Raw genomic sequence first — 21,405 nt, forward strand, 5'->3', positions numbered from 1 at the left:
CCCGGAGAATTTCTTCCGGGCCGCGTCACAGGAGAACGAGGACATGGCAGGGCATTCCAAATGGGCGAACATCCAGCACCGCAAGGGTCGCCAGGACGAGAAGCGCGGCAAGGTCTGGACCCGTCTGACGCGTGAAATCATCGTCGCGGCCCGCGCCGGCGGTGCCGACATCACCATGAATCCCCGCCTGCGCCTGGCCATCGAGAAGGCCAAGGGCGCCAACATGCCGGCCGACAACATCAAGCGCAACGTCGACAAGGCCACCGGCAACCTCGACGGCGTGACCTACGAGGAAATCCGCTACGAGGGCTACGGCATCGGCGGCGCCGCGATCATCGTGGACTGCATGACCGACAACCGCGTCCGCACCGTGGCCGAAGTCCGTCACGCGTTCAGCAAGTACGGCGGCAACCTGGGCACGGAAGGCTCGGTGGCCTTCCAGTTCAAGCACTGCGGCCAGCTGGTGTTCGCGCCCGGCACCTCGGAGGACAAGGTCATGGAAGTCGCGCTGGAAGCCGGCGCCGAGGACGTCCTGACCGACGACGACGGCGCCATCGAGGTGCTGACCTCGCCCGCCGACTACGAAGCCGTCAAGAACGCGCTCGAAGCCGCCGGCCTGAAGCCCGAGATCGCCGAAGTCACGATGCGCGCCGAGAACACCATCGAGCTGGCCGGCGAAGAGGCCGCGCGCATGCAGAAGCTGCTGGACGTGATCGAGGACCTGGACGACGTCCAGGACGTCTACAACAACGCGAGCCTGTCCGAATGAAGGTCCTGGTCCTTGGCAATGGTGGCCGTGAACACGCGCTGGCCTGGCGGCTGGCGCAGGGCGAGCGCGTCACGCAGGTCTTCGTGGCCCCCGGCAACGGCGGCACCGCGCGCGACCCGCTGCTGAAGAACGTCCCGATCACCGACGTGAAGTCGCTGGCCGACTTCGCGGTCGAACAGAAGATCACGCTGACGGTGGTCGGTCCGGAGGCCTTCCTGGCCGCCGGCGTCGTCGACGAGTTCCGCGCCCGCGGCCTGCGCATCTTCGGCCCGACCAAGGCCGCCGCGCAGCTGGAAAGCTCCAAGGCCTTCGCCAAGGAGTTCATGAAGCGCCACGGCATCCCGACCGCCGCCTACGAGACCTTCAGCGACGCGACCCGGGCGCATGCCTACGTCGACGCGCAGGGCGCGCCCATCGTCATCAAGGCCGACGGCCTGGCGGCGGGCAAGGGCGTGGTCGTGGCGATGACGCTGGCCGAGGCGCATGAGGCGATCGACTGGATCCTGGCCGACAACAAGCTCGGCGTGGTCCACAACGAGGGCGGCGCCCGCGTCGTCATCGAGCAGTTCCTCGAAGGCGAGGAAGCCAGCTTCATCGTGCTGTGCGACGGCCGCAACGTCCTGCCGCTGGCCACCAGCCAGGACCACAAGCGCCTGCTCGACGGCGACCAGGGCCCCAACACCGGCGGCATGGGCGCGTACTCGCCCGCGCCGGTGGTGACGCCCAACGTCCACGCCAAGGCGATGCACGAGATCATCATGCCGACGATCCAGGGCATGGCCCGCGACGGCGCCCCGTTCACCGGCTTCCTGTACGCCGGGCTGATGATCGACGCGCACGGCCAGCCGCGCACCGTCGAGTTCAACACCCGCATGGGCGATCCCGAGACGCAGCCGATCATGATGCGGCTGAAGAGCGACCTGTTCGAGGTGTTGATGCACGCGACCGACGGCACGCTCGACCAGGTCGAGCTGCAGTGGGACCGCCGCGCCGCGCTGGGCGTCGTGATGGCCGCGAGTGGGTATCCGCTGTCGCCGCGCAAGGGCGACGCGATCTCCGGCCTGCCGGAGGACGGCGAGGACGCGATGGTCTTCCACGCCGGCACCACGCTGCAGGACGACGGCCAGCTCGTGACCAGCGGCGGCCGCGTGCTGTGCGTGACCGCGCTGGGCGAGGCGGTGCGCCACGCGCAGCAGCTGGCCTACCAGACCGCGCAATCGATCCAGTTCGACGGCAAGCAGTACCGCCAGGACATCGGACACCGCGCGATCAAGCGCTGACACCGGCGCTGATTCAAGCGCCGACTCAAGCGCCCATTCAAGCGCCCACCCAAGCGCACACTCAAGCGCCGACCCGAATTCCGACTCGCCGTGGCCCCTTCCTCTCCCCGCCGATGGACCGGCGCGCTGACGCCGATGCCCGGCGGCAGCGCGTTGGCGCGCGGCGTGCTGCGCGCCTTCGGCTGGGGCATCGTCTGCCACGGCCTGCCGGCGAAGCAGGGGGTGGTGATGGTCTATCCGCACACGTCGAACTGGGACTTCCCGATCGGCGTGCTGACGAAGTGGAGCCTCGGCTTCCCGCTGAAGTTCTGGGCCAAGGACAGCCTGTTCAAGCCGCCCATCGTCGGGCGCTGGATGCGCGCGATCGGCGGCGTGCCGGTGAACCGCCGCTCGGCCAACGGCATGGTCGCCGACACGGTCCAGCAGATGCGCGAGGCCAGGGCGCGCGACGAGTCCTTCTGGCTCGTCGTGGCGCCCGAGGGCACGCGCGGCCACGTCGACCACTGGAAGTCCGGTGCGTACCACGTCGCCGTGCAGGCGGGCGTGCCCGTCGGGCTGGCCTCGTTCGACTTCGCCACCCGGCGCGTGCTGTTCACCGACTTCGTCGAGCTCAGCGGCGATCCGGCGCAGGACTTCGCGCTGTTCGCCGAGGTGCTCGACGGCCGCCAGGGCAAGCATCCGCAGAACGCCGGACCGATCCGGTTGAAATCCAAGGACGGAGATTCCCGATGAATACGCAGTTGGTCCGCGATTACCTGCTCGGTCTGCAGCAAAGGATCGTCACGACGCTGGAGCGTCTGGACGGTCAGGCGTTCATCACCGACGCCTGGCAGCGCGAGCCCGGCGGCCGGCTGGAGGGCGACGGCCGGGTGCGCCTGATCGAGAACGGCGCCGTGTTCGAGCGCGGCGGCGTCAACTTCTCGCATGTGCGGGGGCGGGTGTTGCCCCCGTCGGCGACGGCGCATCGGCCCGAACTCGCCGGCGCGCCGTTCGAGGCGATGGGCGTGTCGCTGGTGCTGCATCCCCACAACCCGTTCGTGCCGACGGTCCACATGAACGTGCGCATGTTCGCGGCGCTGCCGCCCGACCGCGAGCCGGTCGTCTGGTTCGGCGGCGGCATGGACCTGACGCCGTACTACGGCTTCGAGCGCGACGCGCAGCACTTCCACCGCACCTGCCGCGCCGCGCTGGAGCCGCACGGCGAGGCGCTCTATCCGCGCTTCAAGCAGTGGTGCGACGAGTACTTCCACCTGAAGCACCGCAACGAGCCGCGCGGCATCGGCGGCATCTTCTTCGACGATTTCGCCGAGGGCGGCGTCGAGAACGCGTTCGGCATGGTCCAATCCGTCGGCGATGCGTTCCTCCCCGCCTACGAGCCGATCGTCGATCGCCGGCACGGCCTGGCCTACGGCGAACGCGAGCGCGACTTCCAGGCCTACCGGCGCGGACGCTACGTCGAGTTCAACCTGGTCTTCGACCGCGGCACGCTGTTCGGGCTGCAGTCGGGCGGACGCACCGAGTCCATCCTGATGTCGATGCCGCCGGTCGCCCGCTGGCGCTACGACTGGCAGCCCGAGGAAGGCTCGCCCGAGGCGAAGCTCTACAGCGACTTCCTCCGCCCCCGCGACTGGGCCGACGAGGTGCCGACGCACCTCTGGTTCTGAATGAATCCCTTGACTCCTGTGCGGCAGGTCGGGTGGTTCGGCGGATCGTTCGATCCGGTGCACCGCGCGCATCTGGCGCTGGCGCATGCGGCGCTCGATCAGCTGGCGCTGGACGAGGTCCGCTGGATCGTCGCCGGGCGGCCGTGGCAGAAGTCGGGCCGCCGGATGGCGGACGCCGCGGACCGCGCCGAGATGGTGCGGTTGACGATCACGGGGAAGGGCGGGGATCCCCGCTTCGTCCTCGACGATCGCGAGATGAAACGCGCCGGACCGAGCTACACGCTCGACTCGGTGCGCGAGTATCAGCAGGAGCGGCCTCACGACGCGCTCTGGCTGATCCTCGGGCAGGACCAGTTGGCCGGCTTCCCGAGCTGGAACGGCTGGGAGGAACTGGTCGGGCGCGTGGGGCTGGCAGTCGCGGCCCGCGCGCAGGACAAGGTACAGGCGCCGGCGGCGCTGCTGGAACGGCCGCATCGGCTGGTCCGGCTGACGATGCCGGCGCTGGAATGGTCATCCACCGAGGCCCGCCGACTGGCGGCCGAGGGCGCTGACGCTGGGCCCGTGGTGGGCGAAGAGGTGGCGGGTTATATTTCCCGGCACCGTCTCTACAGTGAGAACTGAATGGACATCAAGAAACTGGAACGTGCCATCGTCGATGGTCTTGAGGATGTGAAGGGCCAGGACATCCTGGTCTTCGACACCGAGCGCCTGTCGCCGCTGTTCGAGCGCGTGATCATCGCCTCGGGCACGAGCAACCGGCAGACCAAGGCGCTGGCCTCCAGCGTGCGCGAGACGGTCAAGAAGCGCGGCATGCAGGTCATGCGCACCGAGGGCGAGGACAACGGCGAATGGATCATCGTCGACTGCGGCGCCGCCGTGGTCCACCTGATGCAGCCGGCGATCCGCCAGTACTACCACCTCGAAGAGATCTGGGGCGGCAAGCCGGTGAAGCTCAAGCTGGGCAACAGCGGCACCAAGCTGGTGAAGGCGTCCGAGCCGATGGACGACGAGGACGACGCGCCGAAGGCGAAGAAGTCCGCGGGCAAGAAGGGCGACAAGTCCGAGAAGTCCGAGAAGGCCGAGAAGGCCGAGAAGGCCGAGAAGGCTGGAAAGGCCGACAAGAAGTCGGCCAAGCTCAAGTCGGTCGACGGCGAGGTGATCGGCGCGGCGTCGAAGAAGGCGCCGTCGCGCGCGACGGGCACCAAGTCCGCCGCCGCCAAGTCGGCGACGAAGACGGCGGCGACGAAGGCCGCGCCGGCGAAGACCGCCGCGACCAAGGCCGCCAAGCCTGCCGCCAAGAAGACGAGCATCAAGACCACGGCCGCCTCGGCCAAGCCGGCCGCCAAGGCCGCGCGCAAGCCTGCCGCCCAGGCGCCGGTCGAGACGGTGAAGGTCGGCAGCAAGAAGCCGGCGACGAAGAAGGTGTCGCCGAAGGTCGCCGCCGCCAAGCCGGCCACGGCCGCCAGAAAGCCGGCCGCCAAGCCGGTGTCCAAGCCGGCCGCCAAGAAGACCACGGTGAAGACCGGCACGAAGTCCAAGGCCAAGGCCTGACCCCGTGCGGCTGGTGTTGTGCGCGGTCGGGCAGAAGATGCCGGCCTGGGCCGAAGAGGCCTATGAGGATTTCGCCAAGCGCTTCCCGCCCGAGATGCGGCTGGAGCTCAAGGCGGTGAAGGCGGAACCGCGCACCACCGGCAAGTCGACCGAGCAGCTGATGGCGGCCGAGGCGCTGCGCCTCGACGCCGCCTGCCCCAAGGGGGCGCGGCGCGTGGTGCTCGACGAGCGCGGCGATCGCGTCACCTCGAAGCAGCTCGCGCAGCGCCTCGAGACCTGGCGCGGCGACGGGCGGGACGTCGCCATCTTCATCGGCGGACCGGACGGGCTCGACGACAGCATCAAGTCGCGCGCCGACGAGAAGCTGCGCCTGTCCGACCTCACGTTGCCGCATGCCTTCGTCCGCGTGCTGCTGGCCGAAGGCCTCTACCGGGCCTGGTCCGTCATGGAAGGCCATCCGTATCACCGCGAGTGAACCGACGATGAGCGCAGACTTTCTCTATCTCGCATCGCAGAGCCCGCGCCGACGCCAGTTGCTCGAGCAGATCGGCATCCGCCACGAGCTGCTGCTGCCCGGCGCCGAGGAGGACGCGGAGGCGCTCGAGGCGCTGATCGCCGGCGAGTCGCCCGACGACTACGTGCGCCGGGTCACCGCCGCCAAGCTCGATGCCGCGCTGCAGCGTCGCGCGCGTCGCGGGCTGCCGCCTGCGGTGGTGCTGTGCGCCGACACGACGGTGGCCCTGGGCGATCGCATCCTGGGCAAGCCGGACGACGCGGCCCATGCCTCGGCCATGCTGGCCAGCCTGTCTGGCCGCGAGCACCGCGTGCTGACGGCCGTGGCCATCGGCGCGCCGGATGGCCGGCTGCTGAGTGCGGTCAACGTGTCGCTGGTGCGCTTCGCCGAGATCGGCGACGAACGCCTGCGCGCCTATGTGGCTTCGGGCGAACCCATGGGCAAGGCCGGCGCCTATGCGATACAAAGTCAGGCGGCCGCCTGGATCGAACACATCGCCGGCAGTTATTCGGGCATCATGGGCCTGCCGTTGTTTGAAACGGCGGCGCTGTTGCGGGAGGCCGGTTTCCCCGTCTGAAGACGGAGGTGGAGCCGGAGCGGCAGCGGACCCTGGACCGACAAAGCTTTCCGGAAGGCGACTCGAGCGTTGCCGCCAGCCCCGAGGCTGACGAGAGCGCTGGAGTACAAGAACATGGAAGACATCCTGATCAACTGGACCCCGCAGGAGACGCGGGTGGCCGTGGTCGAGAACGGGTCCGTGCAGGAACTGCACATCGAACGGACGCTGGAACGGGGCCTCGTCGGCAACGTCTATCTCGGCAAGGTCGCGCGGGTGCTGCCGGGCATGCAGTCCGCCTTCATCGACATCGGCCTGGAGCGGGCGGCCTTCCTGCATGTCGCCGACCTGCACCTGAACGGCGTCAATCCCCGCAGCCACCACGGTCCGCACGGCGACAGCGCCCAGGCCGTGCCGATCGAGCGCCAGGTCTACGAGGGCCAGGCCTTGACCGTGCAGGTCATCAAGGATCCGATCGGCACCAAGGGCGCGCGGCTGTCCACGCAGATCTCCATCGCCGGCCGGCTGCTGGTGCACCTGCCGCAGGACAACCACATCGGCATCTCGCAGAAGATCGGCTCGCCCGAGGCGCGCGACGCGCTGCGCACGCGCATGCAGACGCTGGTGTCGGCCGGCGTCCAGGACGGCAACACGGGCGGCTTCATCCTGCGGACCAATGCCGAGGAAGCGAGCGACGAGGAACTGGGCGCCGACATCGCCTACCTGCGCAAGACCTGGAACTCGATCCGCGAGAAGTCGCTGACCCTGCCGCCCGGCAGCCTGCTGTTCCAGGACCTGAGCCTGGTCGAGCGCGTGCTGCGCGACCTGGCCAGCGACCGGACCAATTCGATCCGGATCGACGCCAAGCTCCAATACGACGTGGTGCGCCAGTTCGGCGAGACCTACATGCCGACGGCGACCGCCAAGCTGGAGCTGTACCGGGGCGAGCGTCCGATCTTCGACCTCAACAACATCGACGCGGAGATCGCCCGCGCGTTGGCGCGGCGCGTGGACCTGAAGTCGGGCGGCTACCTGATCATCGACCAGACCGAGGCGATGACCACGATCGACGTCAATACCGGCGGCTTCGTCGGCGCGCGCAATTTCGACGACACCATCTTCAAGACCAACCTCGAGGCGGCCGGTGCCATTGCGCGCCAGCTGCGGCTGCGCAACCTGGGCGGGATCATCATCGTCGACTTCATCGACATGACCCGCGAGGAGCACAAGACCGCCGTGCTGCAGGAGTTCCGCAAGCAGCTGAGCCGCGATCGCACCAAGGTGACGATCGGCGGCTTCACGCAGCTCGGGCTGGTCGAGCTGACGCGCAAGCGCACCCGCGAGTCCCTGGCCCGCATGCTCTGCGAGCCGTGCCCCACCTGCGAAGCGCGCGGCCAGGTCAAGACCGCGCGCAGCATCTGCTACGAGATCCTGAGGGAGATCCTGCGCGAGTCGCGGCAGTTCAATCCGAAGGAGTTCCGCGTGGTGGCGGCGGCCAATGTCGTCGAGATGCTGCTCGACGAGGAGAACCAGCACCTGGCCGGGCTCTCGGATTTCATCGGCAAGCCGATCTCGCTGACCGCCGAGCCGACGAACCAGACCGAGCACTACGACATCGTGCTGATGTAGCCGCAGGACGGCAGGCCGAAGACCGAGGCGCAGGTCGACGCGAGCGGCCAAGGCACCGTCGTCAGCCCCTCCTCGAAGCCGTGGAGCGCGAGCGCGCCCGCCTGGTGCGCCGGCATCGCGGGCGCATGGTCGTGGATCAATCCCGCAGTGGCGCTGGCGGCGGCGACTGCGGCATCGCGCACGCCCATCGGCGATTGCTCCAGGTAGGCCAGCACCGGCAGCGTGAGGCGCTCGTGCACCTCGATGAAGGCCAGGCGCGACAGCGCCGCGGTCCTGCAGCGGGGGTCGACATCGTCGAGGTGCATCGCATGACCGAGCTGCTGCAAGGTCGCGATCAGCACCTCCCGCAGGCGCGCGCCGTGAATCTCGGCTTCCGACGAAGGCACATGCATGCCGGGCGCGAGCGCGCCGGTGTCGATGCGGAAGCTCCGGAACATCAGCAGGCCGGCCAGCCGCGCCGCGCCGAGGATCTGCGTCTGCGCGTGGGCCAGGCCTTCGCCGGTGATCAACTGGGCGCGGATCAGGCGATGGAAGTGCGCCGTCGCCGCGACGAGGTGCTTGAAGGAACTGCCGGTCATCGCGAGCCTCCCGGGGGGAACCGTTCCCACAGCTCGGTCCCGGTCTGGGCCAAGGCCATCCGCACACGGGGGTCGGACACGACCTGCCCCCAGGTCGTCCGCAGCTGGTCCGCGAGCGTGCGGGGCAGGCGCGGCGGCGCGAGCAGCGCGTTCCAAGCCGGCGCGTCGCGCGAGGTGAGGGCCTCGAAGTCCTCCCAGTCCGGCGGCGAGGCGAGCGCCGATCGATCGGCGGGCGTGGCCGGCAGCACGCCGGCCAGGGATGCGGAAGGCGTTGCTGTCGTTGCAGGCGTCGGCCCGAACGCCGGCGGCGTCGCGAGGGGCGTCAGCCATCGACCGAACATGCCCGGCGGGAACACGGTGACGAACGGGAGCTGGCCGACGCGCGCGATCGAGGTGAAGTCCTCCGCCGACGCGGCCGGGGGCTGGAACGGGTCGTCGGGGAGCCGCGCGGGGCGCGCCAGCAAGGTGCTGCAGGTCAGCAGCAGGAGCTGTCCGTCCGGGCGCGCCGTCGCCACCTCGCGGGCGGCGAGGTAGCCCTGGCGGTCCGGCAGGTTGCGGACCACGACGCGTCCGCCCGAACGCTCGGCCCAGACCCGCGCCATCGTGCGGGCCACGTGGTCCGGGCCGCTGCCGGCGCTGAACGGGATCACCAGGGTCAACGACGGTTCGCGGCTGTCCGACGACGCTTCGGACGATGTGTGGGGCAATGTGTCGGGTGAAGGATCGGGCGACATTTCAGGCGACGTGCCGGGCGACGGGTGTGTCCCCTGCGCCAGCGCGGCCTGGAAGAGTCCGGCTCCCATCAGCCACACGATCGCGATCAGCCAGGGTCGAAGGGCGTCGACGAGGCGGCGCACGCGATGTCGGCCACTGAAGCACAAAGGGGTGGACCGGGAAGGGAGGCTGGGCGGGCGGCAGGGGCGCGTCGGATCGGACATGACTTCCTTTCGATGGTCGCGGCAGGCGCGGGCGAAGGGGGTGATTCTGGGAAAGAGACATGCCTGGCGCCATGACCGAAACTCGCTGAACACACCGTCGACATCGACTGGTTCGGGTCATCGACTGACTTGTTCAGGGAGGGCTGGCGCGCCACTTGCCGTTGGCCTTGCCCTTTGTAACCTCGCCGATGAGAAACACCTGTCCAGGCCTCGGGCACAATCAGGCCTCCATTCGTTCCGCAAGCCGATGAGCACCAAGACGATTGCCACCCCCACCGCTCTTCTTCCTCCCGGCATCGGCGCGCTGACGCGCCGTGGACTGCTCGGCGGCATGGCCGCCGGGTTGGCGATGCCGGCGCTCGCGCAGTTCCGGGTCGAGATCGCCGGTGTCGGCGCCACCCGGCTGCCGATCGCGATCAGCGATTTCAACAACGAATCGGCCACCGGCCAGCCCCTGGCGGCGATCATCCGCGCCGACCTCGAGCGCAGCGGCCAGTTCAGCATCGTGCCCGGCCAGTCCGGCATGAGCGAGACCTCCCAACCCCAGTTCGTCGACTGGCGCGCGCGCGCCGCGGACGCCCTGGCGGCGGGCTCGGCGTCGCGGCTGGCCGATGGCCGCTTCGACGTCCGCTACCGGCTCTGGGACGTCGTCAAGGGCACGGACGTGGGCAGCGAGAGCATCCCCGTCGTCGCCGGCGACCTGCGCCTGGCGGCGCACAAGATCGCCGACACGATCTACCAGAAGCTCACCGGCGAGCGCGGCGTCTTCGCCACGCGGCTGGTCTACGTGAACAAGGCCGGCCCGCGCTACTCGCTGCGCGTCGCCGACGCGGACGGCGAGGGCGAGCAGACCGTGCTCAACAGCCCCGAGGCGATCATCTCGCCGGCCTGGTCGCCCGACGGCAACGAGGTCGCCTACGTCAGCTTCGAGTCGCGCAAGGCCGTGGTCTGGATCCAGGACCTGCGCACCGGCAAGCGCCGCAAGGTCGCGGACTTCCGCGGCACCAACAGCGCGCCGTCCTACTCGCCGAACGGCCAGCAGCTGGTGGTGACGCTGTCGCGCGAAGGCGGCTCGCAGCTGTACCTGATCAACAAGGACGGCTCGGGCGCGAAGCGCCTGACAACGACCTCCGCCATCGACACCGAGGCGACCTTCTCGCCCGACGGCGCGCAGATCTACTTCGTCAGCGACCGCGGCGGCGCGCCGCAGATCTACCGCATGCCCGCCGGCGGCGGCAACGCGGAACGCGTCACCTTCAGCGGCAACTACAACATCAGCCCGTCCATCAGTCCCGACGGCCGCACGATGGCCTATGTCACGCGGGTGGGCGGCGGCACCTTCAAGCTGTGCGTGATGGACCTCGGCAGCGGTCAGGTCCAGCAGATCACGGAAACCTCCGAGGACGAGAGCCCCAGCTTCGCCCCCAACGGCAAGCTGATCGTCTACGCCACCCGCGCCGGCGGCCGCGACGTCCTGATGACGACCACGCTGGACGGCAAGGTCAAGGCGAAGCTGGCCACGCCGGGCGTCTCGGACATCCGGGAGCCCGCCTGGGGCCCGTTCGGCAACTGAGCGTGCCGGGGGCCGACCTTGCATCCGTTCGAGAAATTGAAGGATTTCGCAACGTCGGGCACATGGTTTGCCTACGTTGGCGTCGCGCCTCGCCCGTCCCGTGCGAGGCGTGATCGTGACGACTCGACCAACCCCCCGCGCGGGCAGGCCTGCCCCACGGATGTGTTAGTTGATGATTCACAATTGATGTTCCCCGCGGCTTCACCGGCGGCGCTGTCCACCGCCATGTCCAGACCGTAATTCCCGCCCGCTTGACCTCTAGGAGCGTATGCCCATGAAATTCGAAAAACTGATGCTTGGCCTGGTGGCCGCGGCAGCCCTGTCCGCCTGCAGCTCGACCAAGCTGGATGAGCCGGCCCAGGCCGAAAACAAGGCCCCGGTCGTGACCGCGACGCCGCCGGTGAACGACACCGGCAGCTCCAGCCAGCGCAAGGTCGAGACCGTCGACCTCGGCGCCCAGCTGGACGCCGCCGTGTCGAACCAGCGCGTCGTGTTCTTCGACTTCGACAGCTTCGTGGTCAAGGACGAGTACCGCAGCCTGATCGAGAACCACGCCAAGCGTCTGAACAACAAGAAGACGCTGCAGCTGAGCCTGGAAGGCCACGCCGACGAACGCGGCGGCCGCGAGTACAACCTGGCCCTGGGCCAGAAGCGCGCGGAAGCCGTCGCCAAGTCGCTGACGCTGCTGGGCGTGACGTCGGGCCAGGTCGAGGCGGTGAGCTTCGGCAAGGAGCGTCCGACGGACACCGGCCACAACGAAGAGGCCTGGGCGAAGAACCGTCGCGTCGAACTGCGCGACAAGTAATCCGGTGACATGAGCATGCTGCGTATGGATCGTTCCTTCCCGTTCGCGTCGACCCCGACGGCCAAGGCCGTGCTGGTCGGCGTGCTGCTGGCGCTGAGCGCCGCCGGCCCCGCGCGGGCGGCGCTGTTCGAGGACGACGAGGCCCGCAAGGCCATCCTCGACCTGCGGACCAAGATGGCGCAGAACGACGACGCGCAGCGTGCCCGTGTCACGGAACTGCAGGGCCAGCTCGAGACCGCGCGACGCGGTCTGCTGGACCTGTCCGGACAGATCGAGGCGCTGAAATCGGACCTGGCCAAGATGCGCGGCCAGAACGAGCAGCTGGCGCGCGACCTGTCCGACACCCAGCGCAAGGTGACCGACCAGTCGGCCACCCTCGACAACCGGCTGCGCCCGCTGGAGCCGCAGAAGGTGTCGCTGGACGGCAAGGAATTCCAGGCCGATCCGGAAGAGAAGCGCCAGTTCGATGCCGCGATGGGCCTGATCCGCCGCGGCGACTTCAATGAGGCGACCTCCGCCTTCACGTCCTTCCTGACGCGTTTCCCGGCGAGCGGCTTCTCCGACTCGGTGCGCTTCTGGCTGGGCAACGCGCAATACGGCAAGCGCGACTACAAGGGCGCGATCGCGACCTTCAAGGCCTTCGTCGCCGCGAACCCGGACCATCCGCGCGCGGCCGAGAGCCTGCTGGCGATCGCCAACTGCCAGATCGAGCTCAAGGACACCAAGAGCGCCCGCAAGACGCTGGAAGACCTGCAGAAGGCCTATCCCGGCAGCGAGGCTGCGAAGGCGGCCAAGGAACGCGCGGCCGGACTGCGTTGATCCGTGCGCCGATCTGTGCTGACCTGCTGACCTGCTGAGGACGCGCCGCGGCGCGCAACGATCTTGAGTCTGGAGACCGGGCACGGCCCCCTCGATCTGGAAGCGGACACGGAGCGCCGCTTCGGCGGTCTGCGCCGTCTGCACGGCGACCGGGACTATGCGCGGCTGCGCGCGGCGCGTTTCTGCGTCGTGGGGCTGGGCGGTGTGGGGTCCTGGGTCGTCGAGGCGCTGGCGCGCATGGGCGTCGCCCGTCTGGTGCTGGTCGATCTCGACCATGTCGCCGAATCCAACATCAACCGCCAGGTGCAGGCGCTCGGCAGCACGCTGGGCATGGCCAAGTCGGAGGCGCTGAAGCAGCGCATCGCGGACATCCACCCTGGCTGCGAGGTCGTCACCATCGAGGACTTCGTCGACGACCAGAACTGGCCGGCGCTGCTCGGTGACGTGCAGGTCGACGGCATCGTCGACGCCTGCGACCAGGTCCGCGCGAAGGCGCAGATCGCGGCGTGGGCGAGGGCGCTCAAGCTCCCCCAGATCTGCATCGGCGCCGCCGGCGGCAAGCACCGGCCGCAGGACGTGGAGATCCTGGACCTCTCCGAAACGACCCACGACCCGTTGCTGGCCAACCTGCGTCAGCGGCTGCGCAAATTCCACGCCGCGCCCCGCCAGGGCGCGATGGGAGTGACCTGCGTGTTCTCGCGCGAGCCGGTGACGCGACCGGAAGGCGTCGATGCCTGCGACCTCGACGGCAACCTGAATTGCCACGGGTATGGATCGAGCGTTGCGGTCACCGCCGGCTTCGGCATGGTCGCTGCGGCGGAGCTGGTGAAGCGGTATCTGAAGGCGCTTGCGCGACCGCAAAAAACCGTCCTATAATGTGAGGCTCTGCTGAGGGGCAAACACCTCGAAGCAACGCGGAGGAAGTCAAGGCAACTTGGCCTTCGCTGCTTGAAGCAGGCTGAGGCGTAAAGGCTTTGGCGTGCAGGCTTCGGGTCGTTAGCTCAGTCGGTAGAGCAGCGGACTTTTAATCCGTTGGTCGCAGGTTCGAATCCTGCACGACCCACCATCGCTTCAAATGGCTGTCAGTGGATTGACTGGCAGTTGAGTTTCTCGGGGGCTCTTAGCTCAGTTGGTAGAGCAGCGGACTCTTAATCCGTTGGTCGAAGGTTCGAATCCTTCAGGGCCCACCACCGATCCTTGTCGGATCGTCAGAGTGAAGACGCACGAAGATGTTGCGTGCGATTCACGGACGACGAAACGATGTCAGCGGGGATCTGGTGTGATGAGATCAAAATATCTGACATAATCTCGGCTTCGCAAGTTTCCACGGAGATTGGCGAAACGAAGGCGAAAAGAATTTCGGGCTCTTAGCTCAGTTGGTAGAGCAGCGGACTCTTAATCCGTTGGTCGAAGGTTCGAATCCTTCAGGGCCCACCAAATAAAAGGGGTTGCAGCGCAAGTTGCAACCCCTTTTGTCATTCCCGCTAGACTTCGCGCCATTCCCCGCGATTCGCGAAGCCTCATTCGAAGATCCCCATGTCCCAGATTCAAGAAGCCGCACTGCTGCAGGCCCTGCAGCAGGTCGTCGACCCCAACACCGGTCGCGATTTCGTCTCGACGAAGCAACTCCGCCAGTTGAAGGTGCAGGGCGACGCGGTCAGTTTCGAGATCGAGCTGGGCTACCCGGCCGCGAGCCAGATCGACGCGCTGCGCGCGGCGCTGGTCGAGGCGGCGCGTTCGGTGCCGGGCGTGGGCAACGTCAGCGTCGGCGTGACGACGAAGATCACGGCCCACGCCGTGCAGCGCGGCGTGCAGTTGCTGCCCGGGGTGAAGAACATCATCGCGGTCGCGTCGGGCAAGGGCGGTGTCGGCAAGAGCACGACCGCGGCCAACCTGGCGCTGGCGCTCTCCGCCGAGGGCGCGACCGTCGGGCTACTCGATGCCGACATCTACGGGCCGAGCCTGCCCCTGATGCTGGGCATCAGCGGCCGTCCGGAAAGCACCGATGGCCAGACCATGGAGCCGCTGGAGTCGCACGGCCTGCAGCTGATGTCGATCGGCTTCCTGGTCGAGGACGACCAAGCGATGGTGTGGCGCGGTCCGATGGCGACGCAGGCGCTGGAGCAACTGCTGCGCCAGACGCGCTGGCGCGATCTGGACTACCTGGTGATCGACATGCCCCCGGGCACCGGCGACATCCAGCTGACCTTGTCGCAGCGCGTGCCGGTGAGCGGCTCCATCATCGTGACGACGCCGCAGGACATCGCGCTGATCGATGCGAAGAAGGGCCTGAAGATGTTCGAGAAGGTGGGCGTGCCCATCCTGGGCATCGTCGAGAACATGGCCATCCACATCTGCAGCCAGTGCGGCCACGCCGAGCACATTTTCGGCAGCGGGGGTGGTCAGCGCATGGCGGACCAGTACAGCCAGGAGCTGCTTGGCTCGCTGCCGCTGGCGCTGTCGATCCGCGAGCAGGCCGACAGCGGCAAGCCCACGGTCGTCGCCGAGCCGGACGGTGTGCATGCGCAGGCTTACAAGCAGATCGCGCGCAAGGTCGCGGTGAAGCTGGCGGGCCAGGCGAAGGATTACTCGTCGAAATTCCCGACGATCACCATCTCGAAAAACACCTGACCCCCACCGCGCCGCCCCGGTCTTATCCGCGCAGTGCTGCACTGCAACGGGAGCCGGGCAGGCCGGTGCCCCTCGGAGCGAATTTCGAGCGGCGAGGAGGAGATTGAGCGGAGAGGGGTACCGGCCTGCCCGGCGTTGCGCTCGGCCTGCCGCAGGATGGCTGCCCACCGCGCGCCCTTCGTTGCACCGCACAACGACCTCACAACGACCCCCACTCAGAAAAAGCCATCGTCAAGCTCGGTGCGCCCTGCGGTTCTTCCTCTCGTCAGAGGGTGACTCCCCATTGGACAAAGCGGGAGCTTTGTGCCGAAATGCTTGGACGGGCCGCGTGACGGCCGTGCGTTTCACCCAGGTCGGTCCTGCTGCAGGCGGGTCGAGCCCAGGAGGCACAAGATGGACATGAACCGGAGGCATTTCTTCCGGGTGAGCGGGGCGGCCGTGATGGGCTCCAGCCTCGTGGCGCTGGGGTTCTCCCCGACTGCCGCACTGGCCGAGACGCGCCAGTTCAAGCTCGCCCGGGCGACCGAGACCCGCAACACCTGCCCCTATTGCTCGGTGGGCTGCGGGATCATCATGTACTCGCTCGGGGACAAGGCGAAGAACGTCACCTCCGAGATCATCCACATCGAGGGCGACCCCGATCATCCGGTCAATCGCGGCACCTTGTGCCCGAAGGGCGCGGGCCTGCTGGACTTCGTCCACAGCCCCAACCGGCTGAAGTACCCCGAGATCCGAGAGGCCGGCGCCAAGGAGTGGAAGCGCGTCAGCTGGGACGAGGCGATGGACCGCTTCGTCAAGCTGCTCAAGGCCGATCGCGACGCCAACTTCATCGCGACCAACGGGGATGGGAAGACCGTCAACCGCTGGCTCTCGACCGGCATGATCTGCGCCTCCGCGTCCTCGAACGAATCGGGCTACATCACCCACAAGGCGATGCGCTCGATGGGGATGCTCGCGTTCGACAACCAGGCCCGCGTTTGACACGGACCGACGGTGGCCAGTCTGGCCCCGACGTTCGGACGCGGCGCGATGACCAACCATTGGGTGGACATCAAGAACGCCGATCTCGTGCTGATCATGGGCGGCAATGCCGCCGAGGCGCATCCTTGCGGCTTCAAGTGGGTGATCGAGGCCAAGCACCACAACAAGGCCCGGCTGATCGTCGTCGACCCGCGCTTCACGCGCTCGGCCGCGATGAGCGACTACTACGCGCCGATCCGGGCGGGGTCCGACATCGCCTTCCTGGGCGGTGTCATCCACTATCTGCTCAGCAACAACAAGATCCAGACGGAGTACGTCCGCAACTACACGAACGCCCCCTTCATCGTCGGTGAGGGCTACAAGTTCGAGGACGGCATCTTCTCCGGCTACGACGAGGCCAAGCGCGCCTACAGCAACGCGTCGTGGGCCTACGAGATGGACGAGAAGGGCTTCGCCAAGGTCGACATGACGATGCAGCATCCGCGCTGCGTGCTCAACGTCATGAAGACCCACTTCTCGCGCTACACGCCGGAGAAGGTCAGCGAGATCACCGGCACGCCCAAGGACAGGTTCGTCGAGATCTGCCGCCAGATCGCCGAGACCTCGGCGCCGGGCAAGGTGATGACGATCCTGTACGCGCTGGGCTGGACGCAGCACAGCCAGGGCTCGCAGATCATCCGCACCGGCGCGCTGGTGCAGCTGCTGCTGGGCAACATCGGCCTGCCGGGCGGCGGCATGAACGCGCTGCGCGGCCACAGCAACATCCAGGGGCTCACCGACCTGGGGTTGCTGTCGACCTCGCTGACGGGCTACATGTCGCTGGCCAAGGACTCGGAGCAGGACCTCGAGACCTACTACAAGAGCCGTGCGCTCAAGCCGCTGCGTCCCAACCAGATGAGCTTCTGGCAGAACTATCCGAAGTTCTTCGTCAGCCAGCAGAAGGCGTGGTGGGGCAAGGCCGCGACCAAGGAGAACGACTGGGCCTACCACTACCTGCCGAAGTGGGACAAGGGCTACGACGTGCTGCAGGCCTTCGAGCTGATGCACCAGGGCAAGGTCAACGGCTACGTCTGCCAGGGCTTCAACCCGGTGGGCTCCTTCCCCAACAAGAAGAAGGTGGTGGAGAGCCTGTCGAAGCTGAAGTTCCTCGCGATCATCGATCCGCTCAACACCGAGACCGCCGAGTTCTGGAAGAACTACGGCGAGCACAACGACGTGAAGACGGAAGAGATCCAGACCGTGGTGTTCCGCTTCCCGAGCACCTGCTTCGCGGAGGAGGACGGCTCGCTGACCAACTCCGGCCGCTGGCTGCAGTGGCACTGGAAGGGCGCCGAGCCCCCGGGCGAGGCCAAGGGCGACGCGGAGATCATCGCGGAGATCTTCCTGCGCCTCAGGACGCTGTACCAGAAGGACGGCGGCGCCTTCCCCGATCCCATCGTCAACCTGAGCTGGCCGTACAAGATCCCCAACAGTCCCTCGGCCGAGGAACTGGCGATGGAATTCAACGGCAAGGCGCTGGCCGACGTGACCGATCCCAAGGACGCGACCAAGGTACTGGCGAAGGCGGGCGAGCAGTTGTCGGGCTTCGCGCTGCTGCGCGACGACGGCAGCACCTCCAGCGGCTGCTGGATCTACGCCGGCGCCTGGACGCAGGCGGGCAACCAGATGGCGCGGCGCGACAACAGCGATCCGTGGGGCATCGGCCAGACGCTGAACTGGGCCTGGGCCTGGCCGGCGAACCGGCGCGTGCTCTACAACGCCGCGTCCTGCGACCCGACCGGCAAGCCGTGGAATCCGAAGCGGCGCCTGATCAGCTACACCGACAAGTGGGGCGGCTCCGATGTGCCGGACATCCGCCCCGACGCCAATCCCAACGACGAGGACGCGGTGCGGCCTTTCATCATGACGGCCGAGGGCGTGGCGCGGCTGTTCGCGCCCAGCGGCATGGTCGACGGCCCGCTGCCGGAGCACTACGAGCCCTTCGAGTCGCCGCTGACGGTCAACCCCATGCACCCGAACAACGCCAAGGCGATGAACAACCCGGCCGGCCGGGTGTTCAAGGCCGACCGCGAGCAGTTCGGCAAGCCGGACAAGTTCCCGTACGTGGCGACCAGCTACCGGCTCACCGAGCATTTCCACTACTGGACCAAGAACGTGCGCACCAGCGCCATCATCCAGCCGCAGCAGTTCGTGGAGATCGGCGAGGAACTGGCGAAGGACAAGGGCATCGCCAACGGCGATCAGGTGAAGGTCAGTTCCAACCGCGGCTTCATCAAGGCCGTGGCGGTGGTGACCAAGCGCGTGGCGTCGCTGGATGTGGGCGGCAAGCGGGTCCACACGGTGGGCCTGCCCAACCACTGGGGCTTCGTCGGCGTGGCCAAGCCCGGTTATCTGGTCAACACGCTGACCCCCTTCGTGGGCGACGCGAATACCCAGACGCCGGAGTTCAAGAGCTTCACCGTCAACATCGAGAAAGCTTGAGGAGCGCCAGCCATGTCTTCATTGCAATCCCTCGACATCGCCAAGCGCTCCGCGACGACGCTGCCCAGTCCCGATGCGCGACGCACGACGACGGAGGTCGCCAAGCTGATCGACGTCTCCTCGTGCATCGGCTGCAAGGCCTGCCAGGTCGCCTGCATGCAGTGGAACGACCTGCGCGACGACGTCGGCGAGAACCACGGCACCTATGACAACCCGCGCGACCTGACCCCGCAGTCGTGGACGGTGATGCGCTTCTCGGAGGTCGAGGTCGTCGAGAACAAGCTGGAGTGGCTGATCCGCAAGGACGGCTGCATGCACTGCGACGACCCCGGCTGCCTGAAGGCCTGTCCCGCGCCCGGCGCGATCGTGAAGTACCAGAACGGCATCGTCGACTTCATCTCGGAACACTGCGTCGGCTGCGGCAACTGCGTCACCGGCTGTCCCTTCGACGTGCCGCGCATCAGCAAGGCCGACAACAAGGCCTACAAGTGCAGCCTGTGCTCGGACCGCGTCGGTGTCGGCCTGGAACCGGCCTGCGTGAAGGCCTGCCCGACCGGCGCGATCCGTTTCGGCTCGAAGGAGGACATGCATGAGTTCGCCGCGGAGCGCATCGTCGACCTGAAGGAGCGCGGCTACACCAACGCCGGCGTCTACGACCCGCAGGGCGTCGGCGGCACGCACGTGATGTACGTGCTGCAGCATGCGGACCAACCCGGGCTCTATCACGGGTTGCCCAAGGATCCGCAGATCAGTCCGCTGGTGTCGCTGTGGAAGGGCGCGGCCAAGCCGCTGGCGGTGGCCGCGATGGTCGGCGCGGCGGTGGCCGGCTTCTTCCACTACATGAAGGTCGGTCCGCAGAAGACGGCGCACGACGAGCCCGATCCCGAGGAGGAACTCGCCTACGAGCGGGCAAAGCTCGGCGAAGGCCCCGACGGGGCGCCCGGCGCCGAGCCGCGGCGCTCGACCTACACCCCGCCCAGCGGCGGCCTCTGACCCACCGGGAGTCCCTCATGTTGCTGCAACGCTATCGCGACAGCCAGCGGCTCAACCACTGGCTCATCGTGCTGCTGTTCCTGTGCGCCGGGCTCTCGGGCCTGGCCTTCTTCCACCCGAGCCTGTTCTTCCTCAGCAACCTCTTCGGCGGCGGGCCGTGGACGCGCGTGCTGCATCCCTATCTGGGGCTGGGCATGGTGATCGCCTTCGCCTTCCTCGCGGCGCGGATGTGGCGGGACAACCTCTGGATCGATGCCGACTCGCAATGGATGCGGCAGAGCCCCGCCATGATCACCGGCGCCGGCAAGGAAGGCGTCCAGCCCGCGGCCAAGTACAACGCCGGCCAGAAGATCGTCTTCTGGGTGATGGTGGTGACGCTGACCGTCCTGCTCGTCACCGGCTTCATGTTCTGGCACGCTTGGTTCCCCGAGGGCAACATCCTGATGCGGCGCGTCGCGGTGGTGCTGCATTCGGCGTCGGCGGCGATCCTGATCCTGACGATCATCATCCACGTTTACGCGGCCATCTGGGTCAAGGGCTCGTTCCGCGCGATGACCCGTGGTACGGTCACCGACACCTGGGCCGCGCACCATCATCCGCTGTGGCACAAGGAAGCGAAGGAGCGGCCACGCGCATGACATCGTCCACCCCCATCCGGGTCATGACCCCGGAAGAGATCGCGGTCAACGCGGGCGCCCGCGCCGCGCCGGTGAAGGTGCCGGAACCCGGCCTCTTCGCCGAGCGCGCCGCGCGCCTGCGGCAGTTGGCCGAGGGGCATGCGATGCAGGACTATCTGCGCTTCGTGGCCGTGCTGGCGCAGGCGCAGCATGAGCGCTTCAGGCGGCCGGACGCGATGACGCTGCCGGACGAGGTGCTGATCAACGCGGCGATGGTGGGCGGCCTGCCGCCGCTGGACGTCGCGACCTTCCGGCGGGATCCGGCGTGGCGCGAGGAGTTGCGCGCGCTGCTGGCCACGATGCGGACCGCGGCCGTCCCGGAGCCGGCGAAGGCCCTGGTGGCGCAACTGGCCGACGCCGACGCGGACTGGCTGGAGCAGCAGGCGGGCGCGCTGCTCGCCGGCGGCGGGCCCGGCCTGGACCCGGCGGCGGCGCCGCTGATCGCCGCGGCCCTGCAGGTGTACTGGGCGCGCCTCGTCGTGCGGCTGCAGGCGCGCTACGACGACAGCGACCAGGGCGAGCATGTCGCGCCCTTCGGCATGATCGACGACCCCACGGTCTGCCCGTGCTGCGGCTCGCGGCCGGTGGCCTCGATCACGCGCATCGCGGCGGAGCAATCCGGGCAGCGCTTCCTCGCCTGCTCGCTGTGCGGCGCGCAGTGGCACTACGTGCGCATCAAGTGCACCCACTGCCAGGGCACGAAGGGCATCAGCTTCCAGAGCCTCGTCGACGACGAGGGCAAGAAGTCCGACGCGGTCGCGGCCGAATGCTGCGAGACCTGCGGTCATTACCTCAAGCAGGTCCACATGGAGAAGGACCTGCAGGTCGAGCCGCTGGCCGACGATCTGGCGACACTGACGCTGGACCTGCTGGTCGGTGAACTGGGGCTGGTGCGGCAGGGCTTCAATCCGCTGCTGATCCTCGGCGAGGCCGAGGCGTCGCCACCGGATCCCGGAGGGCACTGAG

20 protein-coding genes and 3 tRNA genes are annotated in these 21,405 nt (G+C 68.0%); 21 read left to right on the plus strand and 2 right to left on the minus strand.

The genetic code is table 11. The features are described from left to right. The first annotated feature begins 43 nt into the window (after positions 1–43). The 9 genes from AC07O8_RS11885 to rng all read left to right on the plus strand — a co-directional run bounded on the left by AC07O8_RS11885 (position 44) and on the right by rng (position 7,963). Positions 44–769 carry a YebC/PmpR family DNA-binding transcriptional regulator gene (locus tag AC07O8_RS11885; RefSeq protein WP_495048225.1) on the plus strand — a complete coding sequence of 242 codons (726 nt, stop codon included), beginning with the start codon at positions 44–46 and terminating at the stop codon, positions 767–769. Further along, positions 766–2,049 carry a phosphoribosylamine--glycine ligase gene (purD, locus tag AC07O8_RS11890; protein ID WP_495048226.1) on the plus strand — a complete coding sequence of 428 codons (1,284 nt, stop codon included), beginning with the start codon at positions 766–768 and terminating at the stop codon, positions 2,047–2,049. Before AC07O8_RS11885 ends, purD begins: the two co-directional genes overlap by 4 nt. 90 nt (positions 2,050–2,139) lie before the next feature. Next, complete coding sequence (locus tag AC07O8_RS11895) at positions 2,140–2,781, plus strand: 1-acyl-sn-glycerol-3-phosphate acyltransferase (protein ID WP_495048227.1); 642 nt, start codon at positions 2,140–2,142, stop codon at positions 2,779–2,781. Continuing rightward, on the plus strand, positions 2,778–3,713 hold the full coding sequence (hemF, locus tag AC07O8_RS11900; protein WP_495048228.1) for an oxygen-dependent coproporphyrinogen oxidase: 936 nt from the start codon (positions 2,778–2,780) through the stop codon (positions 3,711–3,713). Before AC07O8_RS11895 ends, hemF begins: the two co-directional genes overlap by 4 nt. Next, positions 3,714–4,334 carry a nicotinate (nicotinamide) nucleotide adenylyltransferase gene (nadD, locus tag AC07O8_RS11905; protein ID WP_495048229.1) on the plus strand — a complete coding sequence of 207 codons (621 nt, stop codon included), beginning with the start codon at positions 3,714–3,716 and terminating at the stop codon, positions 4,332–4,334. Then, a complete protein-coding gene (gene rsfS / locus AC07O8_RS11910) occupies positions 4,335–5,264 on the plus strand; it encodes a ribosome silencing factor (protein WP_495048230.1) in 930 nt (309 codons plus the stop codon). A 4-nt stretch (positions 5,265–5,268) separates the two neighbouring features. Continuing rightward, positions 5,269–5,739, plus strand: a complete 471-nt coding sequence (gene rlmH, locus AC07O8_RS11915) for a 23S rRNA (pseudouridine(1915)-N(3))-methyltransferase RlmH (protein WP_495048231.1) — start codon at positions 5,269–5,271, stop codon at positions 5,737–5,739. A gap of 7 nt (positions 5,740–5,746) precedes the next feature. Next, the gene (locus tag AC07O8_RS11920) at positions 5,747–6,355 is read left to right on the plus strand and encodes a Maf family protein (RefSeq protein WP_495048232.1); all 609 of its coding nucleotides are present in this window, start codon (positions 5,747–5,749) and stop codon (positions 6,353–6,355) included. Positions 6,356–6,469: 114 nt separating this feature from the next. Continuing rightward, on the plus strand, positions 6,470–7,963 hold the full coding sequence (rng, locus tag AC07O8_RS11925; RefSeq protein WP_495048233.1) for a ribonuclease G: 1,494 nt from the start codon (positions 6,470–6,472) through the stop codon (positions 7,961–7,963). On the opposite strand, the gene AC07O8_RS11930 is transcribed toward rng, so the two are convergent. Beyond that, a complete protein-coding gene (locus tag AC07O8_RS11930) occupies positions 7,942–8,541 on the minus strand; it encodes a hypothetical protein (RefSeq protein ID WP_495048234.1) in 600 nt (199 codons plus the stop codon). The genes rng and AC07O8_RS11930 overlap by 22 nt on opposite strands. Next, complete coding sequence (locus AC07O8_RS11935; protein ID WP_495048235.1) at positions 8,538–9,398, minus strand: type 2 periplasmic-binding domain-containing protein; 861 nt, start codon at positions 9,396–9,398, stop codon at positions 8,538–8,540. The genes AC07O8_RS11930 and AC07O8_RS11935 overlap by 4 nt, the downstream gene beginning before the upstream one ends. Before the next feature lie 328 nt (positions 9,399–9,726). Here AC07O8_RS11935 and tolB point away from each other — a divergent pair, with 328 nt between their 5' ends. From tolB to fdhE, 12 genes are all read left to right on the plus strand, one after another. Further along, positions 9,727–11,052 carry a Tol-Pal system beta propeller repeat protein TolB gene (gene tolB / locus AC07O8_RS11940; protein ID WP_495048236.1) on the plus strand — a complete coding sequence of 442 codons (1,326 nt, stop codon included), beginning with the start codon at positions 9,727–9,729 and terminating at the stop codon, positions 11,050–11,052. A 274-nt stretch (positions 11,053–11,326) separates the two neighbouring features. Continuing rightward, positions 11,327–11,857, plus strand: a complete 531-nt coding sequence (gene pal / locus AC07O8_RS11945) for a peptidoglycan-associated lipoprotein Pal (RefSeq protein WP_495048237.1) — start codon at positions 11,327–11,329, stop codon at positions 11,855–11,857. A 9-nt stretch (positions 11,858–11,866) separates the two neighbouring features. Next, on the plus strand, positions 11,867–12,676 hold the full coding sequence (gene ybgF / locus AC07O8_RS11950; RefSeq protein WP_495048238.1) for a tol-pal system protein YbgF: 810 nt from the start codon (positions 11,867–11,869) through the stop codon (positions 12,674–12,676). 63 nt (positions 12,677–12,739) lie between these two features. Continuing rightward, on the plus strand, positions 12,740–13,552 hold the full coding sequence (locus AC07O8_RS11955; RefSeq protein WP_495048239.1) for a tRNA threonylcarbamoyladenosine dehydratase: 813 nt from the start codon (positions 12,740–12,742) through the stop codon (positions 13,550–13,552). 114 nt (positions 13,553–13,666) lie between these two features. Next, positions 13,667–13,742, plus strand: a tRNA-Lys gene (locus tag AC07O8_RS11960). A gap of 48 nt (positions 13,743–13,790) precedes the next feature. After that, positions 13,791–13,866: transfer RNA gene (locus tag AC07O8_RS11965), tRNA-Lys, on the plus strand. A 171-nt stretch (positions 13,867–14,037) separates the two neighbouring features. Beyond that, positions 14,038–14,113: transfer RNA gene (locus AC07O8_RS11970), tRNA-Lys, on the plus strand. A gap of 99 nt (positions 14,114–14,212) precedes the next feature. After that, positions 14,213–15,307, plus strand: a complete 1,095-nt coding sequence (apbC, locus tag AC07O8_RS11975; protein ID WP_495048240.1) for an iron-sulfur cluster carrier protein ApbC — start codon at positions 14,213–14,215, stop codon at positions 15,305–15,307. Positions 15,308–15,700: 393 nt separating this feature from the next. Continuing rightward, positions 15,701–18,769 (plus strand): formate dehydrogenase-N subunit alpha, encoded by a 3,069-nt coding sequence (gene fdnG, locus AC07O8_RS11980; protein WP_495048241.1) that lies wholly within the window; start codon positions 15,701–15,703, stop codon positions 18,767–18,769. A gap of 12 nt (positions 18,770–18,781) precedes the next feature. After that, a complete protein-coding gene (gene fdxH / locus AC07O8_RS11985) occupies positions 18,782–19,762 on the plus strand; it encodes a formate dehydrogenase subunit beta (protein ID WP_495048242.1) in 981 nt (326 codons plus the stop codon). A gap of 17 nt (positions 19,763–19,779) precedes the next feature. Beyond that, a complete protein-coding gene (locus tag AC07O8_RS11990) occupies positions 19,780–20,400 on the plus strand; it encodes a formate dehydrogenase subunit gamma (protein WP_495048243.1) in 621 nt (206 codons plus the stop codon). Further along, the gene (fdhE, locus tag AC07O8_RS11995) at positions 20,397–21,404 is read left to right on the plus strand and encodes a formate dehydrogenase accessory protein FdhE (RefSeq protein WP_495048244.1); all 1,008 of its coding nucleotides are present in this window, start codon (positions 20,397–20,399) and stop codon (positions 21,402–21,404) included. Before AC07O8_RS11990 ends, fdhE begins: the two co-directional genes overlap by 4 nt. Position 21,405: the final 1 nt, after the last annotated feature.

It is taken from the genome of Roseateles sp. GW821-FHT09G09, from assembly GCF_059415965.1.